The organism is Streptomyces spiroverticillatus (genome assembly GCA_014650415.1).
GTDB lineage: Bacteria > Actinomycetota > Actinomycetes > Streptomycetales > Streptomycetaceae > Streptomyces > Streptomyces spiroverticillatus.
This window is the reverse complement of the sequence record BMUX01000001.1, coordinates 48,468-67,897: the sequence shown is the minus strand read 5'-3', so window position 1 is coordinate 67,897 and position 19,430 is coordinate 48,468. Positions and strand designations below refer to the sequence as shown.

Annotated in this window: 21 protein-coding genes and 1 pseudogene; 12 read left to right on the top strand and 10 right to left on the bottom strand. The window is 71.4% G+C overall.

The window, feature by feature from the left end; all coding sequences use genetic code 11:
* Nucleotides 1-7: 7 nt before the first annotated feature.
* A complete protein-coding gene (locus IE269_RS00330; RefSeq protein ID WP_189820624.1) occupies nucleotides 8-889 on the top strand; it encodes a GAF and ANTAR domain-containing protein in 882 nt (293 codons plus the stop codon).
* Nucleotides 890-1,017: 128 nt separating this feature from the next.
* Here the strand turns inward: IE269_RS00330 and IE269_RS00325 are convergent, their stop codons facing one another.
* From IE269_RS00325 to sodN, 3 genes are all read right to left on the bottom strand, one after another.
* Nucleotides 1,018-2,601 (bottom strand): DUF2079 domain-containing protein, encoded by a 1,584-nt coding sequence (locus tag IE269_RS00325; RefSeq protein WP_229897372.1) that lies wholly within the window; start codon nucleotides 2,599-2,601, stop codon nucleotides 1,018-1,020.
* A 147-nt stretch (nucleotides 2,602-2,748) separates the two neighbouring features.
* Nucleotides 2,749-3,027 carry a hypothetical protein gene (locus IE269_RS00320; protein ID WP_189820623.1) on the bottom strand — a complete coding sequence of 93 codons (279 nt, stop codon included), beginning with the start codon at nucleotides 3,025-3,027 and terminating at the stop codon, nucleotides 2,749-2,751.
* A 349-nt stretch (nucleotides 3,028-3,376) separates the two neighbouring features.
* Nucleotides 3,377-3,772: a superoxide dismutase, Ni gene (gene sodN / locus IE269_RS00315; protein ID WP_189820622.1), complete on the bottom strand. Its 396-nt coding sequence runs from the start codon at nucleotides 3,770-3,772 to the stop codon at nucleotides 3,377-3,379.
* A gap of 155 nt (nucleotides 3,773-3,927) precedes the next feature.
* On the opposite strand from sodN, the gene sodX reads away from it, so the two are divergent.
* Nucleotides 3,928-4,380: a nickel-type superoxide dismutase maturation protease gene (gene sodX / locus IE269_RS00310; RefSeq protein ID WP_189821308.1), complete on the top strand. Its 453-nt coding sequence runs from the start codon at nucleotides 3,928-3,930 to the stop codon at nucleotides 4,378-4,380.
* On the opposite strand, the gene IE269_RS00305 is transcribed toward sodX, so the two are convergent.
* Nucleotides 4,284-4,913 carry a CGNR zinc finger domain-containing protein gene (locus IE269_RS00305; protein WP_189820621.1) on the bottom strand — a complete coding sequence of 210 codons (630 nt, stop codon included), beginning with the start codon at nucleotides 4,911-4,913 and terminating at the stop codon, nucleotides 4,284-4,286. The two genes, sodX and IE269_RS00305, sit on opposite strands and share 97 nt — an antisense overlap.
* Nucleotides 4,914-4,997: 84 nt before the next feature.
* Between IE269_RS00305 and IE269_RS00300 the strand changes: the two genes are divergently transcribed.
* The gene (locus tag IE269_RS00300; protein ID WP_438817511.1) at nucleotides 4,998-5,789 is read left to right on the top strand and encodes a class I SAM-dependent methyltransferase; all 792 of its coding nucleotides are present in this window, start codon (nucleotides 4,998-5,000) and stop codon (nucleotides 5,787-5,789) included.
* Nucleotides 5,790-5,874: 85 nt separating this feature from the next.
* On the opposite strand, the gene IE269_RS00295 is transcribed toward IE269_RS00300, so the two are convergent.
* From IE269_RS00295 to IE269_RS00285, 3 genes are all read right to left on the bottom strand, one after another.
* Entirely contained in the window at nucleotides 5,875-6,654 is a 780-nt protein-coding gene (locus tag IE269_RS00295) for an amino acid ABC transporter ATP-binding protein (protein ID WP_308436925.1), read from the bottom strand.
* Nucleotides 6,651-7,592, bottom strand: coding sequence for an amino acid ABC transporter permease (locus tag IE269_RS00290; protein ID WP_189821305.1), 942 nt, complete (start codon nucleotides 7,590-7,592; stop codon nucleotides 6,651-6,653). The genes IE269_RS00295 and IE269_RS00290 overlap by 4 nt, the downstream gene beginning before the upstream one ends.
* A gap of 152 nt (nucleotides 7,593-7,744) precedes the next feature.
* Nucleotides 7,745-8,710 (bottom strand): ABC transporter substrate-binding protein, encoded by a 966-nt coding sequence (locus IE269_RS00285; RefSeq protein WP_189820620.1) that lies wholly within the window; start codon nucleotides 8,708-8,710, stop codon nucleotides 7,745-7,747.
* 685 nt (nucleotides 8,711-9,395) lie between these two features.
* Between IE269_RS00285 and IE269_RS00280 the strand changes: the two genes are divergently transcribed.
* The 9 genes and pseudogenes from IE269_RS00280 (at nucleotide 9,396) to IE269_RS00240 (ending at nucleotide 18,333) form a co-directional block, all read left to right on the top strand.
* The gene (locus tag IE269_RS00280; RefSeq protein ID WP_189820619.1) at nucleotides 9,396-10,601 is read left to right on the top strand and encodes an NAD(P)-dependent malic enzyme; all 1,206 of its coding nucleotides are present in this window, start codon (nucleotides 9,396-9,398) and stop codon (nucleotides 10,599-10,601) included.
* Between the two features lie 180 nt (nucleotides 10,602-10,781).
* Nucleotides 10,782-12,617, top strand: a complete 1,836-nt coding sequence (locus tag IE269_RS00275) for a serine/threonine-protein kinase (protein WP_189820618.1) — start codon at nucleotides 10,782-10,784, stop codon at nucleotides 12,615-12,617.
* Between the two features lie 123 nt (nucleotides 12,618-12,740).
* Nucleotides 12,741-13,706, top strand: coding sequence for a zinc-binding dehydrogenase (locus IE269_RS00270; protein ID WP_189820617.1), 966 nt, complete (start codon nucleotides 12,741-12,743; stop codon nucleotides 13,704-13,706).
* Nucleotides 13,707-13,788: 82 nt separating this feature from the next.
* Nucleotides 13,789-15,210: a glycoside hydrolase family 5 protein gene (locus tag IE269_RS00265; protein WP_189820616.1), complete on the top strand. Its 1,422-nt coding sequence runs from the start codon at nucleotides 13,789-13,791 to the stop codon at nucleotides 15,208-15,210.
* Nucleotides 15,211-15,710: 500 nt separating this feature from the next.
* Nucleotides 15,711-15,866 (top strand): annotated as a pseudogene (locus IE269_RS00260) (GNAT family N-acetyltransferase); the annotation flags it as partial.
* Nucleotides 15,867-15,898: 32 nt separating this feature from the next.
* Nucleotides 15,899-16,108, top strand: coding sequence for an RNA polymerase sigma factor sigma-70 region 4 domain-containing protein (locus tag IE269_RS00255; protein WP_189820615.1), 210 nt, complete (start codon nucleotides 15,899-15,901; stop codon nucleotides 16,106-16,108).
* Nucleotides 16,108-16,692, top strand: coding sequence for a Clp protease N-terminal domain-containing protein (locus IE269_RS00250; protein ID WP_189821304.1), 585 nt, complete (start codon nucleotides 16,108-16,110; stop codon nucleotides 16,690-16,692). Before IE269_RS00255 ends, IE269_RS00250 begins: the two co-directional genes overlap by 1 nt.
* 98 nt (nucleotides 16,693-16,790) lie before the next feature.
* A complete protein-coding gene (locus tag IE269_RS00245) occupies nucleotides 16,791-17,372 on the top strand; it encodes a YwqG family protein (protein ID WP_189820614.1) in 582 nt (193 codons plus the stop codon).
* A gap of 97 nt (nucleotides 17,373-17,469) precedes the next feature.
* Nucleotides 17,470-18,333: an NAD(P)H-binding protein gene (locus IE269_RS00240; protein ID WP_189820613.1), complete on the top strand. Its 864-nt coding sequence runs from the start codon at nucleotides 17,470-17,472 to the stop codon at nucleotides 18,331-18,333.
* 4 nt (nucleotides 18,334-18,337) lie between these two features.
* On the opposite strand, the gene IE269_RS00235 is transcribed toward IE269_RS00240, so the two are convergent.
* From IE269_RS00235 to IE269_RS00225, 3 genes are read right to left on the bottom strand one after another with little or no spacing between them, the layout of a single operon-like run.
* Nucleotides 18,338-18,622, bottom strand: coding sequence for a hypothetical protein (locus IE269_RS00235; RefSeq protein ID WP_189820612.1), 285 nt, complete (start codon nucleotides 18,620-18,622; stop codon nucleotides 18,338-18,340).
* Between the two features lie 51 nt (nucleotides 18,623-18,673).
* Nucleotides 18,674-19,021, bottom strand: coding sequence for a hypothetical protein (locus IE269_RS00230; RefSeq protein WP_189820611.1), 348 nt, complete (start codon nucleotides 19,019-19,021; stop codon nucleotides 18,674-18,676).
* Nucleotides 19,018-19,425, bottom strand: coding sequence for an ATP-binding protein (locus IE269_RS00225; protein WP_189820610.1), 408 nt, complete (start codon nucleotides 19,423-19,425; stop codon nucleotides 19,018-19,020). Before IE269_RS00225 ends, IE269_RS00230 begins: the two co-directional genes overlap by 4 nt.
* Nucleotides 19,426-19,430: the final 5 nt, after the last annotated feature.

Sequence of the window (19,430 nt, the reverse complement as noted above, 5' to 3'; positions counted from 1 at the left end):
TGGTCGCATGACGGCACAGGGAGCGGCCCGCGAACCGGCAGGTAACCAGGCGGCGGAAGCCCTTCGCCGCGCCGTTCTGGCGGCCGCGCGCGAAGCCCGGCAGAATCGTCTCGCCGAGCGGCACGAACGCCTCGCCGCGGAGACCGGGCTCCCGATCCACCGGGCGATGGCCGAGACGCACCGCAAGGTCGCCGCGCGACACCGGGCCGCCGCCGGGCTCCAGGAGTCCTTCGCCCGGCGCGCGATCCAGTGGTCCGCAGGGCGGGGCGCCCGTCCGCTGTTCATGACGGAGGTCGCGAACGCCTGCGGGACCCGCAGCGCCGCCCTCACCCTCGTCGGCGTCGACCACGGCCAGCTGGCCGTCGCCGCGTCCGACCGGCTGGCCCGCCAGGCCCAGGACCTGGAGTTCGTACTGGGTACGGGACCGGCCCGCGAGGCGGCGAGCGCAGGCCTGCCGGTGGTCGCCCACGGGGCGGACATCGACCTGCGCTGGCCGGGATACGGCGTGGGACTGACCGGACTCGGGCTGTCCGCCGTCGCCTCCGTGCCGCTGTCCGTGCCCTCGGGCTGCATCGGCGCGCTCACCGTCTTCGACCCCCGGCCGGGTCTCACCGAGGAGGGCACCCTGGACGAGGTGGCGGCGGCGCTGGCCGACGGGGTGCTCCTCGGCGCCGAGGGGGAACCCGACCTGTACGGCGGTGCGGATCTGCGGGCCGTCGTCCACCAGGCGGCCGGAGTGCTCTCCGAGCAGGCGCGCTGCTCCGTCGCCGACGCCCTGGAGCTGATCAAGGCGCGGGCCTTCACCGGTGGTGAATCGGCCGAATCGGTCGCGGAGCGGATCGTTTCCGGTGAATTGCGGCTGCAGGCAGGGCCGTTCGGGGGTGACTGATCCTTAGGGGCCGACTGGCCGACTGGCCGACTGGCCGACTGGCCGACTGGCCGACGGGTCCGGGGACATGCGTGCAGCCGCAGTGGCGAAGCCTTCGACACCGTGCTCGGCGGGCATCCGCGTGACCGCTACGGCCTGCGCAGCAGCACGACCCCGTCCTCCTCGACGACCTGCACATAGCCGTGCTCCCGGTACAGCTTGAGCATGTGCTGCGAGCGCTCGACCGGACACGGCACCTTGACCGTCGGGTCGGTGCGGTCGAAGACCACCCAGCGCGGCGGGTGCGCCGGAAGACCGGTCGGCAGGGCCTTCGGGTCGGGCCCGGTCCCGTAACAGACCAGACTCACGGTGGTCCGCGAAGTGAGGAACGGGGCGAGCCGGTTGGAGGAGGCGACGGTGTCGCCGTCGGGGATGCGGTCGAGGACCTGCCGGGCGACGGCGACATGCGCGGGGGTGCGCCAGGCGGACGGCAGCACGAGATCATGCAGCGGATACACGGCAGCGGACACCACCGCGAAGGCGGCCGCGAACCCGAGCGCCCGCCGCCGCCACACCCCCGGCACCAGGTCCTTCCGCCTCGCCAGCACGTCCACGAACCCCGCGAAGAGCACCGGCATCAGGATCGCGCTGTAGTGGAACCCCGGCGTCCAGTAGTGCTCGTTCCCCGCGACGAACCGCCACCCCAGCGTCGGCACGCACAGCAGCAGCAACGGCGACCGCACCCCGACGAAGGCGACCGGCGCCGCCAGCATGAACACCAGCAACCACTTCATCGGCGGCCACACGAGCCCCAGCGCGAGCGAGAGGATCCCGCCCCCGGAGCCCTCCTCACCGGGCATCTGGGCCCAGTACGCGAACGCACCACTGGGATTCATCGCCGGCAGCAGCACGAGGATCTCCACCGCACTGCCCACCACCCCGAGCACCACCACCGCGATGCCGAGCCCGAGCGGCGCCCCGCTCGCCTTGTTCCGTACGGCCTGCCAGACGATGTACGCCCCCACAGCGGCCAGCGTGAGCCCCAGATCCTCCTTGACCAGCAGCAACGGCGCCGTCCACAACACGGCCGCCCACCACCGCCGCTGCCCCAGCGCCACCGCGCCGAACGCCAGCATCGGCACCGCGAACGCGATCTCGTGGAAGTCCTTGGCAGCCGCCGACACGATCCCCCAGGACGCCCCGACCCCGCACCCGACCACGAGCGCTGCCACGGGTCCGACGGCCCGGTGCGCCCACCGCGTCAACGGGAAGCAGGCAAGCGCCAGCAGCCCCGCCTGGGCGACCAGAAGCGTGTACGGACTGGGAAAGACCCGGTAGAACGGCGCCAGCAGCACCAGAATCGGATGGAAGTGGTCCCCGAGCAGATTGAACCCGGGCCCCTTCAGCTCGACGACCGGCGCCCGCCCGTGCGCGTACGCCTGCACGGCCTGCTCGAATATCCCGATGTCGAAGCCGCCGTTGAGCCCCTGCCGGTGACGCAGGACGGCGACCGTCGCGTACAGCACGAAGAAGATCCCGCTCAACGACCAGGCGAGGACCCGCGGTCCCGGCAGGCGCTCCCGCAGGACGGTGAGCAGCCGTGCACCGCGGCCGCTTCCGCCGCCCCCGTCCGGCACGGCCCAACCCGGGGATATTCGCCCGGCGCGGGGCTCCGCGCTCCCCACCACTGACTCCACCACGGCCTCCACCTGCATCCACTCGCTTCCGGCCACCGCCGGGTGGCAAACCTACGGCGAGCCGCGGAACGAGTCCAAGTCCCGCCTCCGGGCCCGGGGCTCCTGCCCGGCGGTGACGTGGGACAGACCGAGGTGCCGGACCAGTCCGTGCCGGAGGGGCAGGCCTTCTTCGCCCTCGTAGCCTCATGCGCTGCCGGGGTCGGCTGGGCGGCCGAACTCGGCCTCCAGGAGGTCGGTGAAGAGACCGGTGGGGTCCTCCCAACACCCCTCCACCCAGTCGGAGTTGATGTTCGCCGCCAGCAGGTGTGCGCCGTCGGGCGTGCCGTAGACGTACGACCAGGAACCGAAGATCGCGCCGTCCATGCCCCAGACCTGCACCCCGGAGGGCAGGGTCAGGCGGGAGATTCCGAGACCGTACGCGGAAGCGGGCAGCCAGTTCTCCGTCGGGACCGCGGCGAGCAACTCGCGCTGCTGCTCCGGGCGCAGGAGCTGCCCTCCGAGCAGGGCGGCGAAGAACCGGGTGACACGAGTCGGTTGGCCTTCCGGCCGAGTTCCGGATCCGCGGCCACTCTGGCGGGCACCTCGTATCCGACCGACCGGTTGCAGACTTCGCCGCGACGGGCGACCCGCACGGCGAGGATGTTGATCAGGGCTGCGGCCGCGAAGCCGGTGGCGTGAAGGCCAAGAGGCCGATTCACCCATGACGGTCCCCGCAGGTCCACCCCACCGAAAAGACCGCACCCGGTCCGCCATGAACGCCCCGAAGGGCGGACTGCGGACCGGGTGCGGTCAGAGGGGGACGGGGAAGGCGTCAGGCCTTCTTGGTCTCCCAGAAGATGCGGTCGATCTCGGCGATCAGCTCGAGGGCCTTCTCGCCGGTCTTCGGGTCCGTGGAGGCCTTGGCCGCCGAGAGGGCCTTCAGGGTGTCGTTGACCAGCTGGTGCAGCTGCGGGTACTTCTCGAAGTGCGGGGGCTTGAAGTAGTCGCTCCACAGCACCGAGACGTGGTGCTTGGCGAGCTCCGCGCGCTGCTCCTTGATGACGACGGCACGCGCCTGGAAGTGCGCGTCGTCGTTGGCGGCCATCTTCTCCTGGACGGCCTTGACCGACTCGGCCTCGATACGGGCCTGGGCGGGGTCGTACACGCCGCAGGGGAGGTCGCAGTGGGCGCTGACCTTGACCTTGGGGGCGAACAGGCGGGAGAGCATGTAAATCGCATCCTTCCTCGTGATCGTCTTCTCAAGGGTGGAGATTACTCCGTGCAAGGAGGGTTTTCGCGAGTGCCCCCATGGGCTTACGTCAAAAGTCCGGGGTGAGTATGGGACCGGGGGCGGTGAAGGATCGGGACGAGGAGGTGCCGCAGATGGCGGAGTACGGGCAGGGGCAGCCGCGGGAGCAGGGGCTGCCGGTGGGCTTGTTGCCGTTCGGGATCGCGGAGGTCACCGGGCTGTCGATGGTGCCCACGTTGCGGCACAGGGACCAGGTGCTGGTGCATTGGGGTGCTGTGGTGCGGGTGGGTGACGTGGTGGTGCTGAGGCATCCGTTGCGGCAGGACCTGCTGGTGGTGAAGAGGGTTGTGGAGAGGCGCGAGGGGGGGTGGTGGGTGCTGGGGGACAACCAGGACGAGGAGGTCTCGGACAGCAGGGCCTTCGGGGTCGTGCCGCCCGCCCTCGTGCTCGGGCGGGTGCGGGCGCGGTACCGGCCCGTGCGGGCCGGGCGTCAGCGGTCGGTCGGGGTGCTCGCTTCGTGGCTGGTGTCGGCGGTCAGGCCGGTGTGGGCGGACCGGTCGCTCTCCAGGCGTTTGCGGGCGCGGTAGGCGGCCACGTTCGCCCGGGTCGCGCAGCGGTCGGAGCAGTAGCGGCGGGAGCGGTTGGTGGAGGTGTCCAGGTAGGCGTTGCGGCAGGGGGCTGCCTGGCACAGGCCGAGGCGGCCCGGGCCGTACTCCGTGACGTGGAAGGCCAGGCCCATCGAGGCGGTGGCGGCGAAGCCCGCGGTCGCGTTCGAGGGGTGGTCGGCGAGGTGCATGTGCCAGTCGGGGCGGCCGTCGGACGTGCGGGTCTCGTGGCCGGAGATCTGCGGGCTCACCGGGAATTCCAGGAGGAGGGAGTTGAGGAGGTCGACGGCCAGGGTCTCGTCGCCCTCGTCGGCCGCCTCGAAGATCGCGCGCAGGCGGGTGCGTACGGAGCGGAAGCGGGTGACGTCGGCGTCGGTGGCCCGGCGGGCGGCCTGTTGGCTGGGGCCGAAGAGCTCGCGGACCGCCTCGACGGAGGTGAGCGTGTCCTTGTTGCGGGCGGGTTCCTCCGTGTTCACCAGGCGCACGGCGTAGTCCGCGTAATAGGCCAGTTCCACTTGTAGTCCTTACCGGGGCGGTTTAGTCTCGGTGCGAGTGCTCGAAGTAATGGGCGATCGTCTGACTAGGGTATTACGGAGTGGGTGGTTTTCGTGGTGTCGGTGGACGGGTCGGAGTCGGGGCACATCCCGCAGGGCTGGGGCGAGTGGCAGGAGAGCTGGGACCGGCAGCAGGAGTGGTACATGCCGGACCGCGAGGCGCGCTTCGCCGTCATGCTCGACATGGTGGAGGCCTTCGTCGGGCGCGAGGCCCGGGTGCTCGACCTCGCGTGCGGTACGGGAAGTATCACGGGCAGGCTGCTGCGGCGGTTCCCGGACGCGACGAGTACGGGGGTCGACCTCGACCCGGCGCTGCTCGCCATCGCGCGGGGCACCTTCGAGGGGGACGGGCGGGTCGAGTTCGTGAGCGCGGACCTCGCGGACCCCGCGTGGCGGGACAAGCTGCCGTACGCGGCCTATGACGCGGTGCTGACGGCGACCGCCCTGCACTGGCTGCGGCTCGGGCCGCTCGGCACCTTGTACGGGCAGGTCGCCGAACTCGTGCGCGAGGGCGGGGTGTTCATGAACGCCGACCGGATGAAGGACCTCACCACCCCGCGCATCAACGCCGCCGAGCGGGCGCAGCGGCACGCGCTCATGGAGCGCACGAAGGGGGAGGCGGGCGTGACCGACTGGGCGGGATGGTGGCAACTGGCCGCCGCCGACCCGCAGTTGGCGGCGCCGACCGCCGATCGGTTCGCGATCTTCGGGGAGCACGCGGACGGGGAGACCCCCTCGGTGGAGTGGCACGCCTCGACCCTGCGGGCGGCCGGCTTCGGCGAGGCGCGTGCGGTGTGGGCGTCGCCGTCGGACGCGCTGGTGCTGGCGGTCAAGTAGCCGGTCAAGTAGGCGGTCAAGCAGGCGGGAAGACGGGAGGGGCGGTACGGGATCAGTCCCGTACCGCCCCTGCTCGTACAACCGGTTACAGCACCTTCGACAGGAACGACTTCGTCCGGTCGTGCTGCGGGTTCGTCAGGACGTCGCGCGGGTGGCCGGACTCGACGACCACGCCCTCGTCCATGAAGACCAGCGAGTCGCCGACCTCCCGGGCGAAGCCCATCTCGTGGGTGACGACGATCATCGTCATGCCGTCCTCGGCGAGGCCCCGCATGACGTCCAGGACGTCGCCCACCAGCTCCGGGTCGAGCGCGGAGGTCGGCTCGTCGAAGAGCATCAGCTTCGGCTCCATGGCGAGGGCGCGGGCGATCGCCACACGCTGCTGCTGGCCGCCGGAGAGCTGCGAGGGGTAGTTCTTCGCCTTGTCGGAGAGGCCGACGCGGTCCAGGAGGCGTTCCGCGCGGGCCCGGGCGACGGCCTTGCTCTCGCCCTTGACCTGGATCGGCGCCTCCATGACGTTCTCGATCGCCGTCATGTGCGGGAACAGGTTGAAGCGCTGGAAGACCATGCCGATGTCGCGCCGCTTGAGGGCGACCTCGCTGTCCTTCAGCTCGTACAGCTTGTCGCCCTTCTGGCGGTAGCCGACCAGCTCGCCGTCGACCGACAGACGGCCCGCGTTGACCTTCTCCAGGTGGTTGATGCAGCGCAGGAAGGTCGACTTGCCGGAGCCGGAGGGGCCGATCAGGCAGAACACCTCGCGCGGGGCCACCTCCAGGTCGATGCCCTTGAGGATGTGCGCGGCGCCGAAGGACTTGTGGACGCCCTCGGCCTTGACCATCGGGGTGCCGGAAGTGGTGGTCGTCATCGCGTCGCTCCCGTGCGGTTGCCCAGCGAGGCCAGGTTCGCCTTGACCTTCTGGAACGGGGTGAGCGGCAGCGCACGGCTGGAACCGCGCCCGTAGTACCGCTCCAGGTAGAACTGGCCGATCGAGAACAGCGTGGTCAGGATCAGGTACCAGGTCGCCGCGAGGAAGAGCATCTCCACCGCCGCGCCCGAGGTCTGCCCGATGTCCTGCGCCTGGCGCAGCAGTTCGGCGAACTGGACCGCCGAGACGAGCGAGGTCGTCTTCAGCATGTTGATGACCTCGTTGCCGGTCGGCGGCACGATCACCCGCATCGCCTGCGGGATGACCACCCGGCGCAGCGTCTTCGCGTGGGTCATGCCCAGCGCGTGCGACGCCTCCGTCTGGCCCTCGTCGACCGCGAGGAGACCGGCCCGGCAGATCTCCGCCATGTACGCCGCCTCGTTCAGGCCGAGGCCCAGGAGCGCGGTGAGCAGCGGGGTCATGAAGACCGACCAGTAGTCCTTGTAGATCGGACCCAGGTTGATGTACTCGAAGACCAGGCCCAGGTTGAACCAGACCATCAGCTGTACGAGGACGGGCGTGCCGCGGAAGAACCAGATGTAGAACCACGCGATGGAGGAGGTCACCGGGTTCTTCGACAGGCGCATCACGGCGAGCAGGATGCCGCCGACGATGCCGATCGCCATCGACAGGAAGGTCAGCAGCAGGGTCTGGCCCATGCCGCTGAGGATCCGGTCGTCGAAGAAGTAGTCCGGGATCGCACCCCAGTTGATCTTTCCGCCGGCGAAGGCGGAGATGATCGCCGCCAGCAGGCCGAGCGCGACGACCGCGGAGACGTACCGCCCGTAGTGCCGGACCGGGATCGCCTTCAGCGGCACGGGGGCGGTGGCCGGGCCGGGGGAGGACGGTATGGAGTCCTCGGGGCCCTTCTTGTTCATGTCAGCTGTCACAGGTTGTGCCTCTCAGCGCCGAACGGGACGTTCAACGGGTGGTGCGGGGGCGGGCGGCCCGGGGAGCGGGGTCCGGGGTGCCGGGACCGGGGCCGCGGACCCCGGAACCAGGGAACGGACCGCCCGCCGAACGTGAACGATCAGGAGCCGCCGTTGATCTTGACGTCGGTGACCGCGCCGGCCTCGCCGCCCCAGTTCGCGAGCGCCTTCTTGTAGTCGCCGTTGGCGATGATCGCCTTCAGGGCCGCCTCGATGGCCTTCGTGAGGTCCTTGTTCTGCTTGGAGATCGCGATGCCGTACGGAGCCGCGTCGACGTCCTCGCCGACCTTCTCGAAGTCGTTGCCGCCGCCCGAGGTCTTCACCGCGTACGCCGTGACCGGGGAGTCCGAGGAACCGGCGTCCGCGCCGCCCGAGCGCAGGCGGGTCTGGGCCTGCTGGTCGGTGGTGAAGGCCTCGACCGTGATCTTGCCCTTGCCCGCCTTTTCGCACTTCTCGGACTGGGCCTTGGCCAGGTCGGCCGAGACGGTGCCGCGCTGCACGACGATCTTCTTGCCGCACAGGTCGTCCCAGGACTTGATGTTCTGGGTCTTGCCCTTGGGCGTGTACAGGGAGACACCGGCCGTGTAGTAGTCCACGAAGTCGACGCCCTCGCCGACCTTCTTGCCGTCCTCCGTGCCCTCCTGGCGGTCCTTGGTGTCGGTCATCGCCGACATCAGCAGGTCGTAGCGCTTGGCGCGCAGACCCGTCACCAGGGCGTCGAAGTCACCGTTCTCGAACTCGAACTTCACGCCGAGCTGCTTGCCCAGGGCGGCGGCGATGTCGGGGTCGATGCCGACGACCTTGCCGTCCTTGTCCTTGAACTCCACGGGCGCGTACGAAATGTCGGAACCGACCTTGATGACGCCCTTGGCGGCGATCTCCTTGGGCACCAGGTTCGCCAGCGGCGCCCCGGCGGCGCTCTTGCCGTCGCTGCCGGCCGGGGCCGGGTCCTTGGCCTTGGTCTGGTCGCCGCAGCCGGTCAGAACCAGGGCTCCGGCGACCGCCAGGGCGCCGACCGCGGCTATGCGGGATCGGGCGGCCGAGCGGCGGGGGGTGCGAGCGGTCATGAGGGTCCTCCGGCAGATGAGGGTCAGCGTGCGGGCGCCCGGATCTTTCTCGGGCGCCTGGTGCCCGGACGATTCGGGCAGGCGGCGGCGGTCGAGCACGCGGCTCTGAGTGGCACGACCGGACGCGACCAGGTGTGATGTCGGCATCTTGCCATTCGGACCCCGTCATGAAGGGGGCCGGTCATGTCAAAATCAGATAACGGGTGATCCCCGAACCCCAACAGGCCGGTACCTCAAGGCCGGACCTTCTGCGGAGCATCGGTCGCACGGCCGGAGAAACTGCGGCAAGTCTCGCGATGCGGACACAAAAGAAGACGCGAGACCGCGACAGAACACGACATGTCCTGGACTTCCTCGGAACTTGTCCGACATGGCCGTACGAGTCCTCCCAGATCTCCTCGCGTCCCGCTCGCAATCCGCCACAGCGGGACCTCCGACCCGGAATCGGACTCGTCGCGGATGCGTTCGGTCCGGTAAGAAGGACGTTTACACCCCTCATCCGGGGCCCAGGGCGCGTGTGCGGCGCGCCCGCGCGTTCGCACCTCCCCCTGGCCGGGGCGGGGCCGACCGCTCTCGACGGAGCGGACCGACCCCCCTTGACAGGGCGCGAACGCGGACCCGCCCACCCCTCCTCAACCAGGAGTGGCCACCCTCAACTGATGAAGACTTAAGGGGTCAAAAGACAATGGCAGCGGAGATCGTCAATCCCGAGACCGGCACGGGCGCAGGGCTGGATGAGCCCTTCGACCCGGCCTTCGCGCTCCACCGGGGCGGAAAGATGGCCGTGCAGGCCACCGTCCCCGTGCGCGACAAGGACGACCTGTCCCTCGCTTACACGCCCGGTGTCGCCAAGGTGTGCACCGCCATCGCCGAGCAGCCGGACCTGGTCAACGACTACACCTGGAAGTCGAACGTCGTCGCCGTCGTCACCGACGGCACGGCGGTCCTCGGACTCGGCGACATCGGCCCGGAGGCCTCCCTCCCGGTCATGGAGGGGAAGGCCATCCTCTTCAAGCAGTTCGGCGGCGTCGACGCCGTCCCGATCGCGCTCGCGACCAAGAGCGTCGACGAGATCGTGGACACCGTCATCCGCCTCGCGCCGTCCTTCGGCGGCGTCAACCTCGAAGACATCTCAGCCCCGCGCTGCTTCGAGATCGAGGCCCGGCTCAAGGAAGCCCTCGACATCCCGGTCTTCCACGACGACCAGCACGGCACGGCCATCGTGACGCTGGCCGCCCTGCGCAACGCCGCCCGCCTCACGGGCCGCTCGCTGGGCGACCTGCGCGCGGTCATCTCCGGCGCGGGCGCGGCCGGTGTGGCCATCGCGAAGTTCCTCCTCGAAGCGGGCCTCGGCGACGTCGCGGTCGCCGACCGCAAGGGCATCGTGAGCCGCGACCGGGACGACCTCACCCCGGTCAAGCGCGAGCTGGCCGAGCTCACCAACAAGGCGAACCTCTCCGGCTCCCTGGAGTCCGCCCTCGCGGGCGCGGACGTCTTCATCGGCGTCTCCGGCGGTACGGTCCCGGAGCCCGCGGTCGCCTCCATGGCGCCCGGCGCGTGCGTGTTCGCCATGGCCAACCCGAACCCCGAGGTCCACCCCGACATCGCGCACAAGTACGCGGCGGTCGTGGCCACGGGCCGCTCGGACTACCCGAACCAGATCAACAACGTCCTCGCCTTCCCGGGCATCTTCGCGGGCGCCCTCCAGGTGCGCGCGACGACCATCACCGAGGGCATGAAGATCGCCGCCGCGAACGCGCTGGCCGACGTCGTGGGCGACAAGCTCGCCGCCGACTACGTCATCCCCTCCCCGTTCGACGAGCGCGTCGCCCCGGCGGTCACGGCCGCCGTCGCCGCCGCCGCCCGCGCGGAGGGCGTGGCACGCCGCTAGCCGCTCGCCTCGTCTGCTGTACGTGTACGGGCCGCGCCCGTGTCCCCAGTGCGGGGGGCACGGGCGCGGCCCGTATTCGCTTGCGGGGCAAGGGACTTGGGTCCCCCGGGCGAGGTGGGGCCGCACCTATACTCCGTGTCTGCCCGGCCGACGGGCGCTCGCACGAGACACGGGGGAAGCATGGCGGAGTCGTTCGACGCGGCCGGAGTGTCGCTGGCCTGGGGGCTCGCCGGGGTGGCGATACCCGCACTGGCGGTACGGCTGGCCTCCCTGAAGCTGCTGATCCGGCTCCAGCGCGAGGTGCGGGCGCAGGAGCCGGAGATCCGGGCGGGCCGGGCGAAGCTCTGGGCGCCGCCGGTGTACGTGGGAGCGGACCTGCTGCTGGGCCTCCTCTGCGCGGTCGCCCTGACGGTGTGGCTGGGCACGCGGAGCGTGCCGGGCTTCGAGGTGCTGGTGAGCGCGATCGAGATGCCGGACGTCGACGAACTCCAGAGGGCTTACCGCCTGGCGGTCGTACCCGCGCGCATCGCGTTCTTCAGCGTCGCCGGACCGGTGCTGCTGCTCTGGCTGCTGCTGTGGTTCCTGACCCAGCGCAACCTGCGGATGGTCGGGGTACCGGCCCCGGACGGGCAGGTGCGGGGCTTGCGCGCGGTCGGTCCGCGCTTGGCGCTGTCCCTGCTGCTGCGCCTGCTGATCGGGCTGTTCGCGCCGTTCGGGTTGGTGGTGGCGGCGCTGGTGTGCCAGATCGTGGCGGCGCTGGTCAGCAGGCGGGCGCTGAGGGCGCCGGCCGCTGGTGTGAGCCCCGTGGGCCCCGGTGCGCCGGGAGGGCAGGGAGCGCCCGGAGGGCTGGGAGGGCCGGGAGCGCCTTCCCCGTACGCGCCGACCGCTTCTGCGTACGCGCCGACCGCTGCCGCGTACGGTCCGACGCCGCCCGTGCCCGGCCACGTACCGGCACAGACCCCGCCCGCGCCCGTACCGGCACAGACCCCGCCCGCGCCCGTACCGGCACAGACCCCGCCCGCGCCCGTACCGGCACAGACCCCGCCCGCGCCCGTACCGGCGCAGGCTCCGTCCGCGCCCGTACCGGCGCAGGCCTCCCCGTACGCGGCGCCGGTGCAGTCGTCCGTCTCGTACCAGGAACTCCACCCCAACGAACCCCGCACGATCGCCGGTTACCACCTGCTGGGCCGGATCGGTTCCGGCGGCATGGGTACGGTCTACCTCGCCCGGCGCGAGGGCTCCGCGACGCAGGTCGCGCTCAAGACGATCCACCCCGAACTCCTGGACCACCCCGAGCTGTTGAAGCGGTTCGAGCGGGAGTCGGAGGTGCTGGCGATGGTGCCGGGTGCGTACACGGCTCGCGTCCTGGACGCGGGAGTGGATTCCGGACGCCCGTACCTGGCCATGGAGTTGCTCGACGGCCGCCCCCTCGACACCCACCTCCGCGACCAGGGCCCGATCCGCACCCCCGAAGCCCTGCGCGCACTGGCCCTCGCCCTGGCGGCGGCCCTCTCGGGCGTGCACAAGCTCGGCCTGGTCCACCGCGACCTGAAACCCGCCAACATCATGCTGACCACCGCAGGCCCCCGCCTCCTCGACTTCGGCATCGCAGCCCTCGTCGACGGCACCCGCCTGACCCGCACGGGCGGAGGCCCGGGAACCCTGACCTACATGGCCCCGGAACAATTCAGCGACGAACCGGTCGGCACGGCGGCCGACATCTGGGCCTGGGCCTGCTGCGTGGTCTGCGCCGCGCACGGCGCGAGCCCCTTCCAGGCCACCAGCACCGGCGCGGTGATCCGCCGCATCGTGGACACGGGCCCGGCACCGGACGCGCTCGCCGCCGTACGTGCCCTGGACCCGGCCCTGGCGGAGGCCGTCACCCGGGCCCTCGCCCCGGACCCCGCCGCCCGCCCGGCGGACGGGACGGCCCTGGTCACGCTCCTCACGGCGGACCGGGGCCCTGCGGACATCCGCGCCGAGATCACCCGGGGCTGGCAGACCCTGGCGGTCTGACCCCGGGGGCTGCGGAGACCCGCCCGGGAAGCCCACCCCGGACGCCCGCCCGGGCGGCGACGCGGTGCGGGTCACACCCGGGAGCTGTTCCGCCCCACGCCCCGCACGGCCTATCGTCGGCGCATGTTCGCCGCATACGCAGCCCGCATCGACCGCGACCAGCCCCTCAACGGCCTTGAACTGGGGGAGCGCCCGGAGCCCGAAGTCCGCCCCGGGTGGACCACCGTGACGGTGAAGGCCGCGAGCCTCAACCACCACGACCTGTGGTCCCTGCGCGGGGTCGGCATCACCGAGGACGCCTTCCCGATGATCCTCGGCTGCGACGCCGCCGGAATCGACGCGGACGGCAACGAGGTCGTCCTGCACTCCGTCATCGGCGAGAGCGGCCACGGCGTCGGACCGTACGAGAAGCGCTCGATCCTCACCGAGAAGTACCAGGGCACCTTCGCCGAACGCGTCACCGTACCCATCTGGAACGTCCTGCCGAAGCCGCCGGGCATCAGCTTCGAGGAGGCCGCCTGCCTCCCCACCGCGTGGCTGACCGCGTACCGCATGCTCTTCACCAACGCGGGTGTCCGCCCCGGCGACGCGGTCCTCGTACAGGGCGCGGGCGGCGGCGTCGCGACCGCCGCGATCGTCCTCGGAAAGGCGGCCGGCCTGCGGATGTACGCCACCAGCCGCGACGAGGCCAAGCGGAAGCGGGCCGTCGAACTGGGCGCGGTGGACGCCTTCGAGCCGGGCGCGCGGCTGCCCCAGCGCGTCGACGCCGTGATCGAGACGGTCGGCGCCGCCACCTGGTCGCACTCCGTCAAGTCCCTCCGCCCGGGCGGCACCCTGGTCATCTCCGGCGCGACCAGCGGCCAGGCCCCCTCCAACGCCGAGCTGAACCGCATCTTCTTCCTGGAGCTGAAGGTGGTCGGCTCGACGATGGGCTCGAAGGACGAACTCGAAGACCTCCTCAACTTCTGCGCGGCGACGGGCGTACGCCCCGTGATCGACCAGGTCCTCCCCCTCGACCGGGCCCGCGAGGGCTTCGAGCGGATGGCCGGCGGCGAGCTCTTCGGGAAGATTGTGCTCACCGGGTCTTGAGAGACGCGGGGGGCACTGTTTGGATCACCGGCATCATCTGCGTCATCTGACTTGCGATGCCGGACGGCCGAGGAGTGCCCCCATGCGCAGCAGCAGCAGCAGTACGTACGGAAGATTCGCGCTTGTCGGAGTGAGCTGCGCGGCCCTGCTGGCCGGCCCCACCGCCGCCCACGCGGCGGAGCCGAAGCCCTCGCCCGCGATTCCCAAGCTCACCGACGATCAGGGCCGCACCCTCACCCTGCGCGGCTGGAACGTCGAGGACAAGACCAACCGGGGCGAGAAGGCCCTCACCCTCATCACCGAGAAGCACTTCCGCGACATGAGCGCGCAGGGCTTCAACTTCGCCCGTCTGCTGGTCTATTGGGACGACATCGAGGCGGTGCGCGGCCGCTACAGCGAGTCCTACCTCCGCAAGATCGACCGCATTCTTGCCTGGGCCCACAAATACAACATCAAGGTCCTCCTCGACGGCCACCAGGACGTCTTCGGCCCTGCCTTCGGCCACCGGGGCATCCCGGAGTGGGCGACCCGCACCGACGGCCTCCCCTTCACCCCCAACCCCGACGACTGGTTCTCCGAGTACTTCCAGCCCGCCGTGCAGCGCGCCTTCACCCACCTCTACGAGGACAAGGACCTCCAGCAGGCCCAGGCCAAGGTCTGGCGCCTGCTCGCCGACCGCTTCGGGGACCACCCCGCCGTCTTCGGCTACGACTTCCTCAACGAGCCGATGGGTGAACTGAAGGAGGGCGAGGACCTCCCGACGGCGGCCCGCCGCATCGAACGCGACCAGATCACCCCGATGCACAACCGCCTTGCTGCGGCAGTCCGTTCGGTCGACCGGAGCAAATGGCTGTTCGTCGAACCGACCCCGATCGTCGGCGAGGGCGTCCCGACGGGCCTCGGCGCCATCAAGGACCCCAAGCGCAAGGTCGTGTACGCCCCGCACTTCTACAACACCGCGATGGAGGCGGGCGCGGACTACGACCCGAAGGAGCAGTGGATCGAGCGCTACGAGGCGGCCGTCACCCAGTATCCGAAGCAGTACGGCGTCCCGGTCGTCGTCGGCGAGTGGGGCCCCCTGAACAACGACGGCCCCAACATGGGCACCTTCTACCGCGACGCCCTCGCCTCCTTCGACCGCTACAGCTCCGGCTGGGCGGGCTACGTCTGGTGCTACGGGGGCGGCTACTGCGCGGTGGACGCGGCGGGCAAGCTGCGCGGCCACAAGCAGCGGACTGCGGCGCCGTATGCGGTCAGTGTGGCGGGGCGGGCGTGGACGTCGTCGTACGAGGACGGTACGTACTCCCTTGCATACGAGGGGAGTTGGCGGGCCGGCGGGGAGACGGTGATCTCGGTGCCGCCGCACGCGGAGGGCTGGCGGGTGCGGGTGAGCGGCCGGGGCTGGACGGGGACGCGGGAGGTTCCGGCGGGGCGCGGGGAGAGGGTGCGGGTGTACGGGGTGCCGGGGGAGAGGGTCACGGTGACCGTGCGGCAGGGGCGGTAGCCCTGTCGGGGGCGGGGGCTGCGCCGCGCCGTGCGGGAGCACCCTTTCTGTACGGGCCCGCCCCTCCACCGCGCCCCTTCAGGGGCGCGGGACTGTGCCGATGTGCGACTGCCGCCGCGCGGGCGCGCTATTGCCGCGCCCCTTCCAGGGGCGCGGGGAACTGCGCGACCAGCCACCCACCCAGCCGCGCGGCTGAGCGCTTTAGGTGAAGGGGCGGGGCTGGGGCCTCCTTGGCCCAGCGGGCCGGGGCTTCACGTGCCCGGTACCGGGAGGCGCCCCGTGGGGCCCTGGGGCTGCGCGCATCCGGTGTGCCAGGTGCGGGCAGGGGCCGGTACCGGGGTGGGCCCGGATCGGGCGGGCCGCCCCCTTGCCCGCCCGTCCCGCCCCCGGGGGGGCGGCCCCCGCCGCCCAAGGGGGCGGGGGAGGTGGAAGGGGGGCGGGCGGCCCCCGCCGCCCAAGGGGGCTGGGGGAAGAGGGGTAGGTAGGGGGAGGCGGCCCCGCACCGCGCCAACAACCCCGCATCGTGCGCCGTGGCCCTGCGGGCCGGCTTTGCAGTGGAGGGGCTGGAGCGCGGCAAGCTCCGCTACGGCGACGTCCGCCACGACGTGGAGCGGCACGCCCGCCTGGCGACCGACCCACCCGTCAACCGGGGTTGACGGTCGCCACTCGTCAACGTAAATTGACAAGCATGAGCGAAGCAACCGATCTCGCCGCCAGGGCGGGAGACCAGGACCCGAGGGTCGGACTGCACGCCGTGGTCGCCCTCCGGCGACTGCTGGAGCAGTTGGAGGCCGTACAAGTACGGGGTGCTCGCAACCAGGGCTGGTCGTGGCAGGAGATCGCCGCCGAACTGGGCGTCAGCAAGCAGGCCGTGCACAAGAAGCATGGGGGTCGATGATGTTCGAACGGTTCACGGAGAGCGCCCGCCGGACGGTGACCGGCGCGGTCGCCCAGGCCGAGCGGCTCGACCACCCCGAGATCACCGAGGAGCATCTGCTCCTCGCCCTCCTCGACCAGGCGGAGGGCCGCGCCTACTTCGCCTTCACAGCGCTCGGTGTGCGCGACCGGCGCGCGGAGGTCGAGTCCGCGCTGGCGGACGCCCGCCGCCGGGGCGGCCTCTCTAAGTCCGAGACCGACGCCCTCGCCGACCTCGGGATCGACGTCGACGCCATCGTCCGCAGGGTCGAGGAGGCGCACGGGCCGGGTGCGCTGGGGGCGGGGGCCGCGGAGCCGGAGCCCGCCGGTCGCGCCCGGGGGCGGCGCAGGCGGGCGCTGCTGGACCACCGGCCGTTCACGGCGGGCGCGAAGAAGACGCTGGAGCAGTCGCTGAAGGTGGCACTGGGCCGGGGCGACAAGTACATCGGCGAGGAACACCTGCTGCTGGCGCTGGCGGTGCGGCCGGGCGTCGTCTCGGAGGTCCTGACGGACTTCGGGGCGGGGTACGGGGAGGTCGAGCGGGTGATGTTCGGGGACGGGAAGTAGCCCCACCCCTCTTGCTCGGAACGGGCGTTGTCAGACCCGGCCGCTATGGTCGGTGGAGTCTGACAACGCTCGTTTCGTCTGTTTGCGGGAGGTTCGCGATGGTGGTGGAGTCCGGTCCGGTTCCGGTGGAGTTCGTGCCTGCGGGGCGGGTGGTGGGGGAGCCGGTCACGAAGGTGGGCGGGCAGCCGGTCTGGCTGGAGTCCGCGCAGTGGCCGCTGTCCAAGGACTCGGGCGAACCGATGGAGTTCATCGGCCAGTTCGAGCTGCCGGGCGACCGCCTGGCGTACGTCTTCATGACGGAGAACGCGCCGGGCACCTTCGTCCCCGACGGCGGCGAGAACGCGGTGATCGTGCAGCCGGGCGGTCGCGTGCCGGCCTTCGTCGCCGGTGTACGTGACCTGACCTCCGGCCCCTCCCTCGGGGACGACCACCTGGCCGTACCGGGAAAGCTGGACGAGGACGGCGAGAGCTGGCAGTTCCTGGGCGGCCCGGGCGTGGAACCCCTGTGGCTCCAGGGCGAGGAGACGCCGGGCGAGGAGGAGGGCAAGCCGTGGGACCTGCTGGTCCAGCTCGACGCGACGGCGATGCCGGTGTACGTCAACTTCGGTGACGCGGGGATCGGTTACGCGTTCCTGGCCCCGGACGGGGGTGAGGGCCGCTTCCTGTGGCAGTGCACCTAGGGTGCTTGACCTGAACCTTGGTTGACGTACGAGAGTCGGGTCATCGAAGCCGACGACGTACATACATGCGTACGTACGCGAACCGAGGAGACCCCCGATGACTCAGCCCACTCAGCCCACGATCCTGGTGACCGGTGCGACGGGGAAGGTCGGCGGCGCGGTGGTGGCCCAACTGCACGCGGCGGGCGTGCCCGTACGGGCGCTGGTGCGGGGGAAGGCGCCGGACTTCCCGGACGGCGTGCAGGCGGTGCGCGGCGATCTCGCCGACCCCGCGTCGCTCGGCACAGCACTGGAGGGGGTCGACGCGGTCTTCCTGGTGTGGCCGTTCCTGAGCGCCGAGGGTGCGTCGGACGTGATCGACGCGATCGGGAAGCACGCCCGCCGGGTGGTGTACCTGTCGTCCGCCGGGGTCGCGGACCAGGCGGAGGAACCGGGCGAGGCGATCACCCTGTTCCACACGGAGCTGGAGCGGCTGGTCGAGGCGTCGGGCCTGGAATGGACGGCGCTGCGGCCCACCGGGTTCGCGGGCAACACGCTGGGCTGGGCGGAGGAGGTCCGCACCACGGGCGCGGTACGGGCGCCGTTGGCGCGACTGGCCCGCCCGCTGATCCACGAGGCGGACATGGCGGCGGTCGCCGTCCAGGCGCTGACGACCGACGCCCTGCTCGGCGCCCGCCCCCTCATCACCGGCCCCGAACTGGTCACCCAGGAAAGGCAGGTGGCGCTGATAGGTGAGGCGATCGGTCGGCCGCTGCGGTTCGAGGAGATCACGCTGGACGAGGCCGCCGAGGAGATGAAGGCCGCGGGCTACCCGGCGGAGCTGGTGGAGGCCATCGTGCCGGCCCAGGCCCAGATGCTCGCCGACCCGGAGCCGGTCAACGACGAGGTCGAGCGCATCACGGGCACTCCGGCGCGGTCCTTCCGGGAGTGGGCGGCGGACCACGCGGCGGACTTCCGCTGAGGGGCTAGAAGGGTGCCCCCGGGTAGCTGTACGGGTGGTCGCGTCCGGCGAGGGCCTCGCTGAGGGCGAAGCGGCGCTCGTGCTGGAGGCGGCGGTGCTCGATGGCCCGCTGGATCTGCTGCTCGACGAAGAGGTGCAGGTCCTCGTGGGCGGGGGTGGGGCGGCGCACAGGCGGTACGGGGCGGAGAGGCTCGGGTGCCTGGACGGCGGCGGGGCTCCGGTGCCGGCCCTGTGCGGGAAGCAGGATTCGTAGGACGAAGTGCAGGGCGTGGGCGATAAGGTCGCGCATACGTCGTTCACTCACTGTGTTTGAGTCGGGCGATGAGCCCCGTCAGGCCGCTTAGGACCGGCCTGTCGGGGCGTTTTCGTTCTGTGGGATGTGTGGGACGAGGGGGAGCAGGAGGACGCGGCGGGCGGTCCAGGCCAGTTCCATGCCGTGGAGGGTGGTGCGGAAGGTGTACGGGTCGCCTGCGTGCAGGGTGGCCATGGCCTCCCACTGGCCGAAGTCGAGCCAGGTGTAGGCGGCTTGGCGTTCGGTGGGGGAGAGGCCGGAGACGAGGGTGCGGAGGGAGGTGCGCATCCAGATCATGGCGCGGGTGGGTGTGGTGACGTTCACGGCCTGGCGGACGGTGGCGCCGCTGGTCCCGGCGGCGGTGAACTCGCACCGCCAGGCGGGCTCCGGGTTCACCGGGGTGCGGTGGCCGTGACCGGCAGGTGGGCCCAGACGGTCTTGCCGGGGTCGCGCGGGCGTACGCCCCAGTTGGCGCTGAGGGCGTCCACGAGGATCAGGCCCCGGCCGCTCGGGTCCAACGGGCCGTCGGGCTTGCGCAGTTCGGGCATGGCCCACTGGTAGGAGTCGGCCACTTCGATGGCGAGGATGCCGGGGCGGCGACGGAGGGTGAGGGTGAAGTGGTCGCCGATGCCGGTCGCGTGGGCGAGGGCGTTGGTGGCCAGCTCGCTGGTGATGAGGGTGGCGTCGTCGAGGAGGAGGCCGAGCTTCCAGTCGATGAGGGTTGCTTTGACGTGCTGGCGGGCGGCGGCGACGGAGGGTTTCCGGGAGCGGAAGGTGGTGCTGCTGGTGCGTCCGGACATGGCGT

Bases quoted from the DNA above. Each gene is read 5' to 3' on its own strand.
- IE269_RS00330 (WP_189820624.1), top strand. From the start codon at position 8: ATGACGGCACAGGGAGCGGCCCGCGAACCGGCAGGTAACCAGGCGGCG.
- sodN (WP_189820622.1), bottom strand. From the start codon at position 3,772: ATGCTCTCCCGCCTGTTCGCCCCCAAGGTCAAGGTCAGCGCCCACTGC.
- sodX (WP_189821308.1), top strand. From the start codon at position 3,928: ATGGCGGAGTACGGGCAGGGGCAGCCGCGGGAGCAGGGGCTGCCGGTG.
- IE269_RS00295 (WP_308436925.1), bottom strand. From the start codon at position 6,654: ATGACGACCACCACTTCCGGCACCCCGATGGTCAAGGCCGAGGGCGTC.
- IE269_RS00290 (WP_189821305.1), bottom strand. From the start codon at position 7,592: ATGAACAAGAAGGGCCCCGAGGACTCCATACCGTCCTCCCCCGGCCCG.
- IE269_RS00285 (WP_189820620.1), bottom strand. From the start codon at position 8,710: ATGACCGCTCGCACCCCCCGCCGCTCGGCCGCCCGATCCCGCATAGCC.
- IE269_RS00280 (WP_189820619.1), top strand. From the start codon at position 9,396: ATGGCAGCGGAGATCGTCAATCCCGAGACCGGCACGGGCGCAGGGCTG.
- IE269_RS00275 (WP_189820618.1), top strand. From the start codon at position 10,782: ATGGCGGAGTCGTTCGACGCGGCCGGAGTGTCGCTGGCCTGGGGGCTC.
- IE269_RS00270 (WP_189820617.1), top strand. From the start codon at position 12,741: ATGTTCGCCGCATACGCAGCCCGCATCGACCGCGACCAGCCCCTCAAC.
- IE269_RS00265 (WP_189820616.1), top strand. From the start codon at position 13,789: ATGCGCAGCAGCAGCAGCAGTACGTACGGAAGATTCGCGCTTGTCGGA.
- IE269_RS00255 (WP_189820615.1), top strand. From the start codon at position 15,899: ATGAGCGAAGCAACCGATCTCGCCGCCAGGGCGGGAGACCAGGACCCG.
- IE269_RS00250 (WP_189821304.1), top strand. From the start codon at position 16,108: ATGTTCGAACGGTTCACGGAGAGCGCCCGCCGGACGGTGACCGGCGCG.
- IE269_RS00245 (WP_189820614.1), top strand. From the start codon at position 16,791: ATGGTGGTGGAGTCCGGTCCGGTTCCGGTGGAGTTCGTGCCTGCGGGG.
- IE269_RS00240 (WP_189820613.1), top strand. From the start codon at position 17,470: ATGACTCAGCCCACTCAGCCCACGATCCTGGTGACCGGTGCGACGGGG.
- IE269_RS00235 (WP_189820612.1), bottom strand. From the start codon at position 18,622: ATGCGCGACCTTATCGCCCACGCCCTGCACTTCGTCCTACGAATCCTG.
- IE269_RS00225 (WP_189820610.1), bottom strand. From the start codon at position 19,425: ATGTCCGGACGCACCAGCAGCACCACCTTCCGCTCCCGGAAACCCTCC.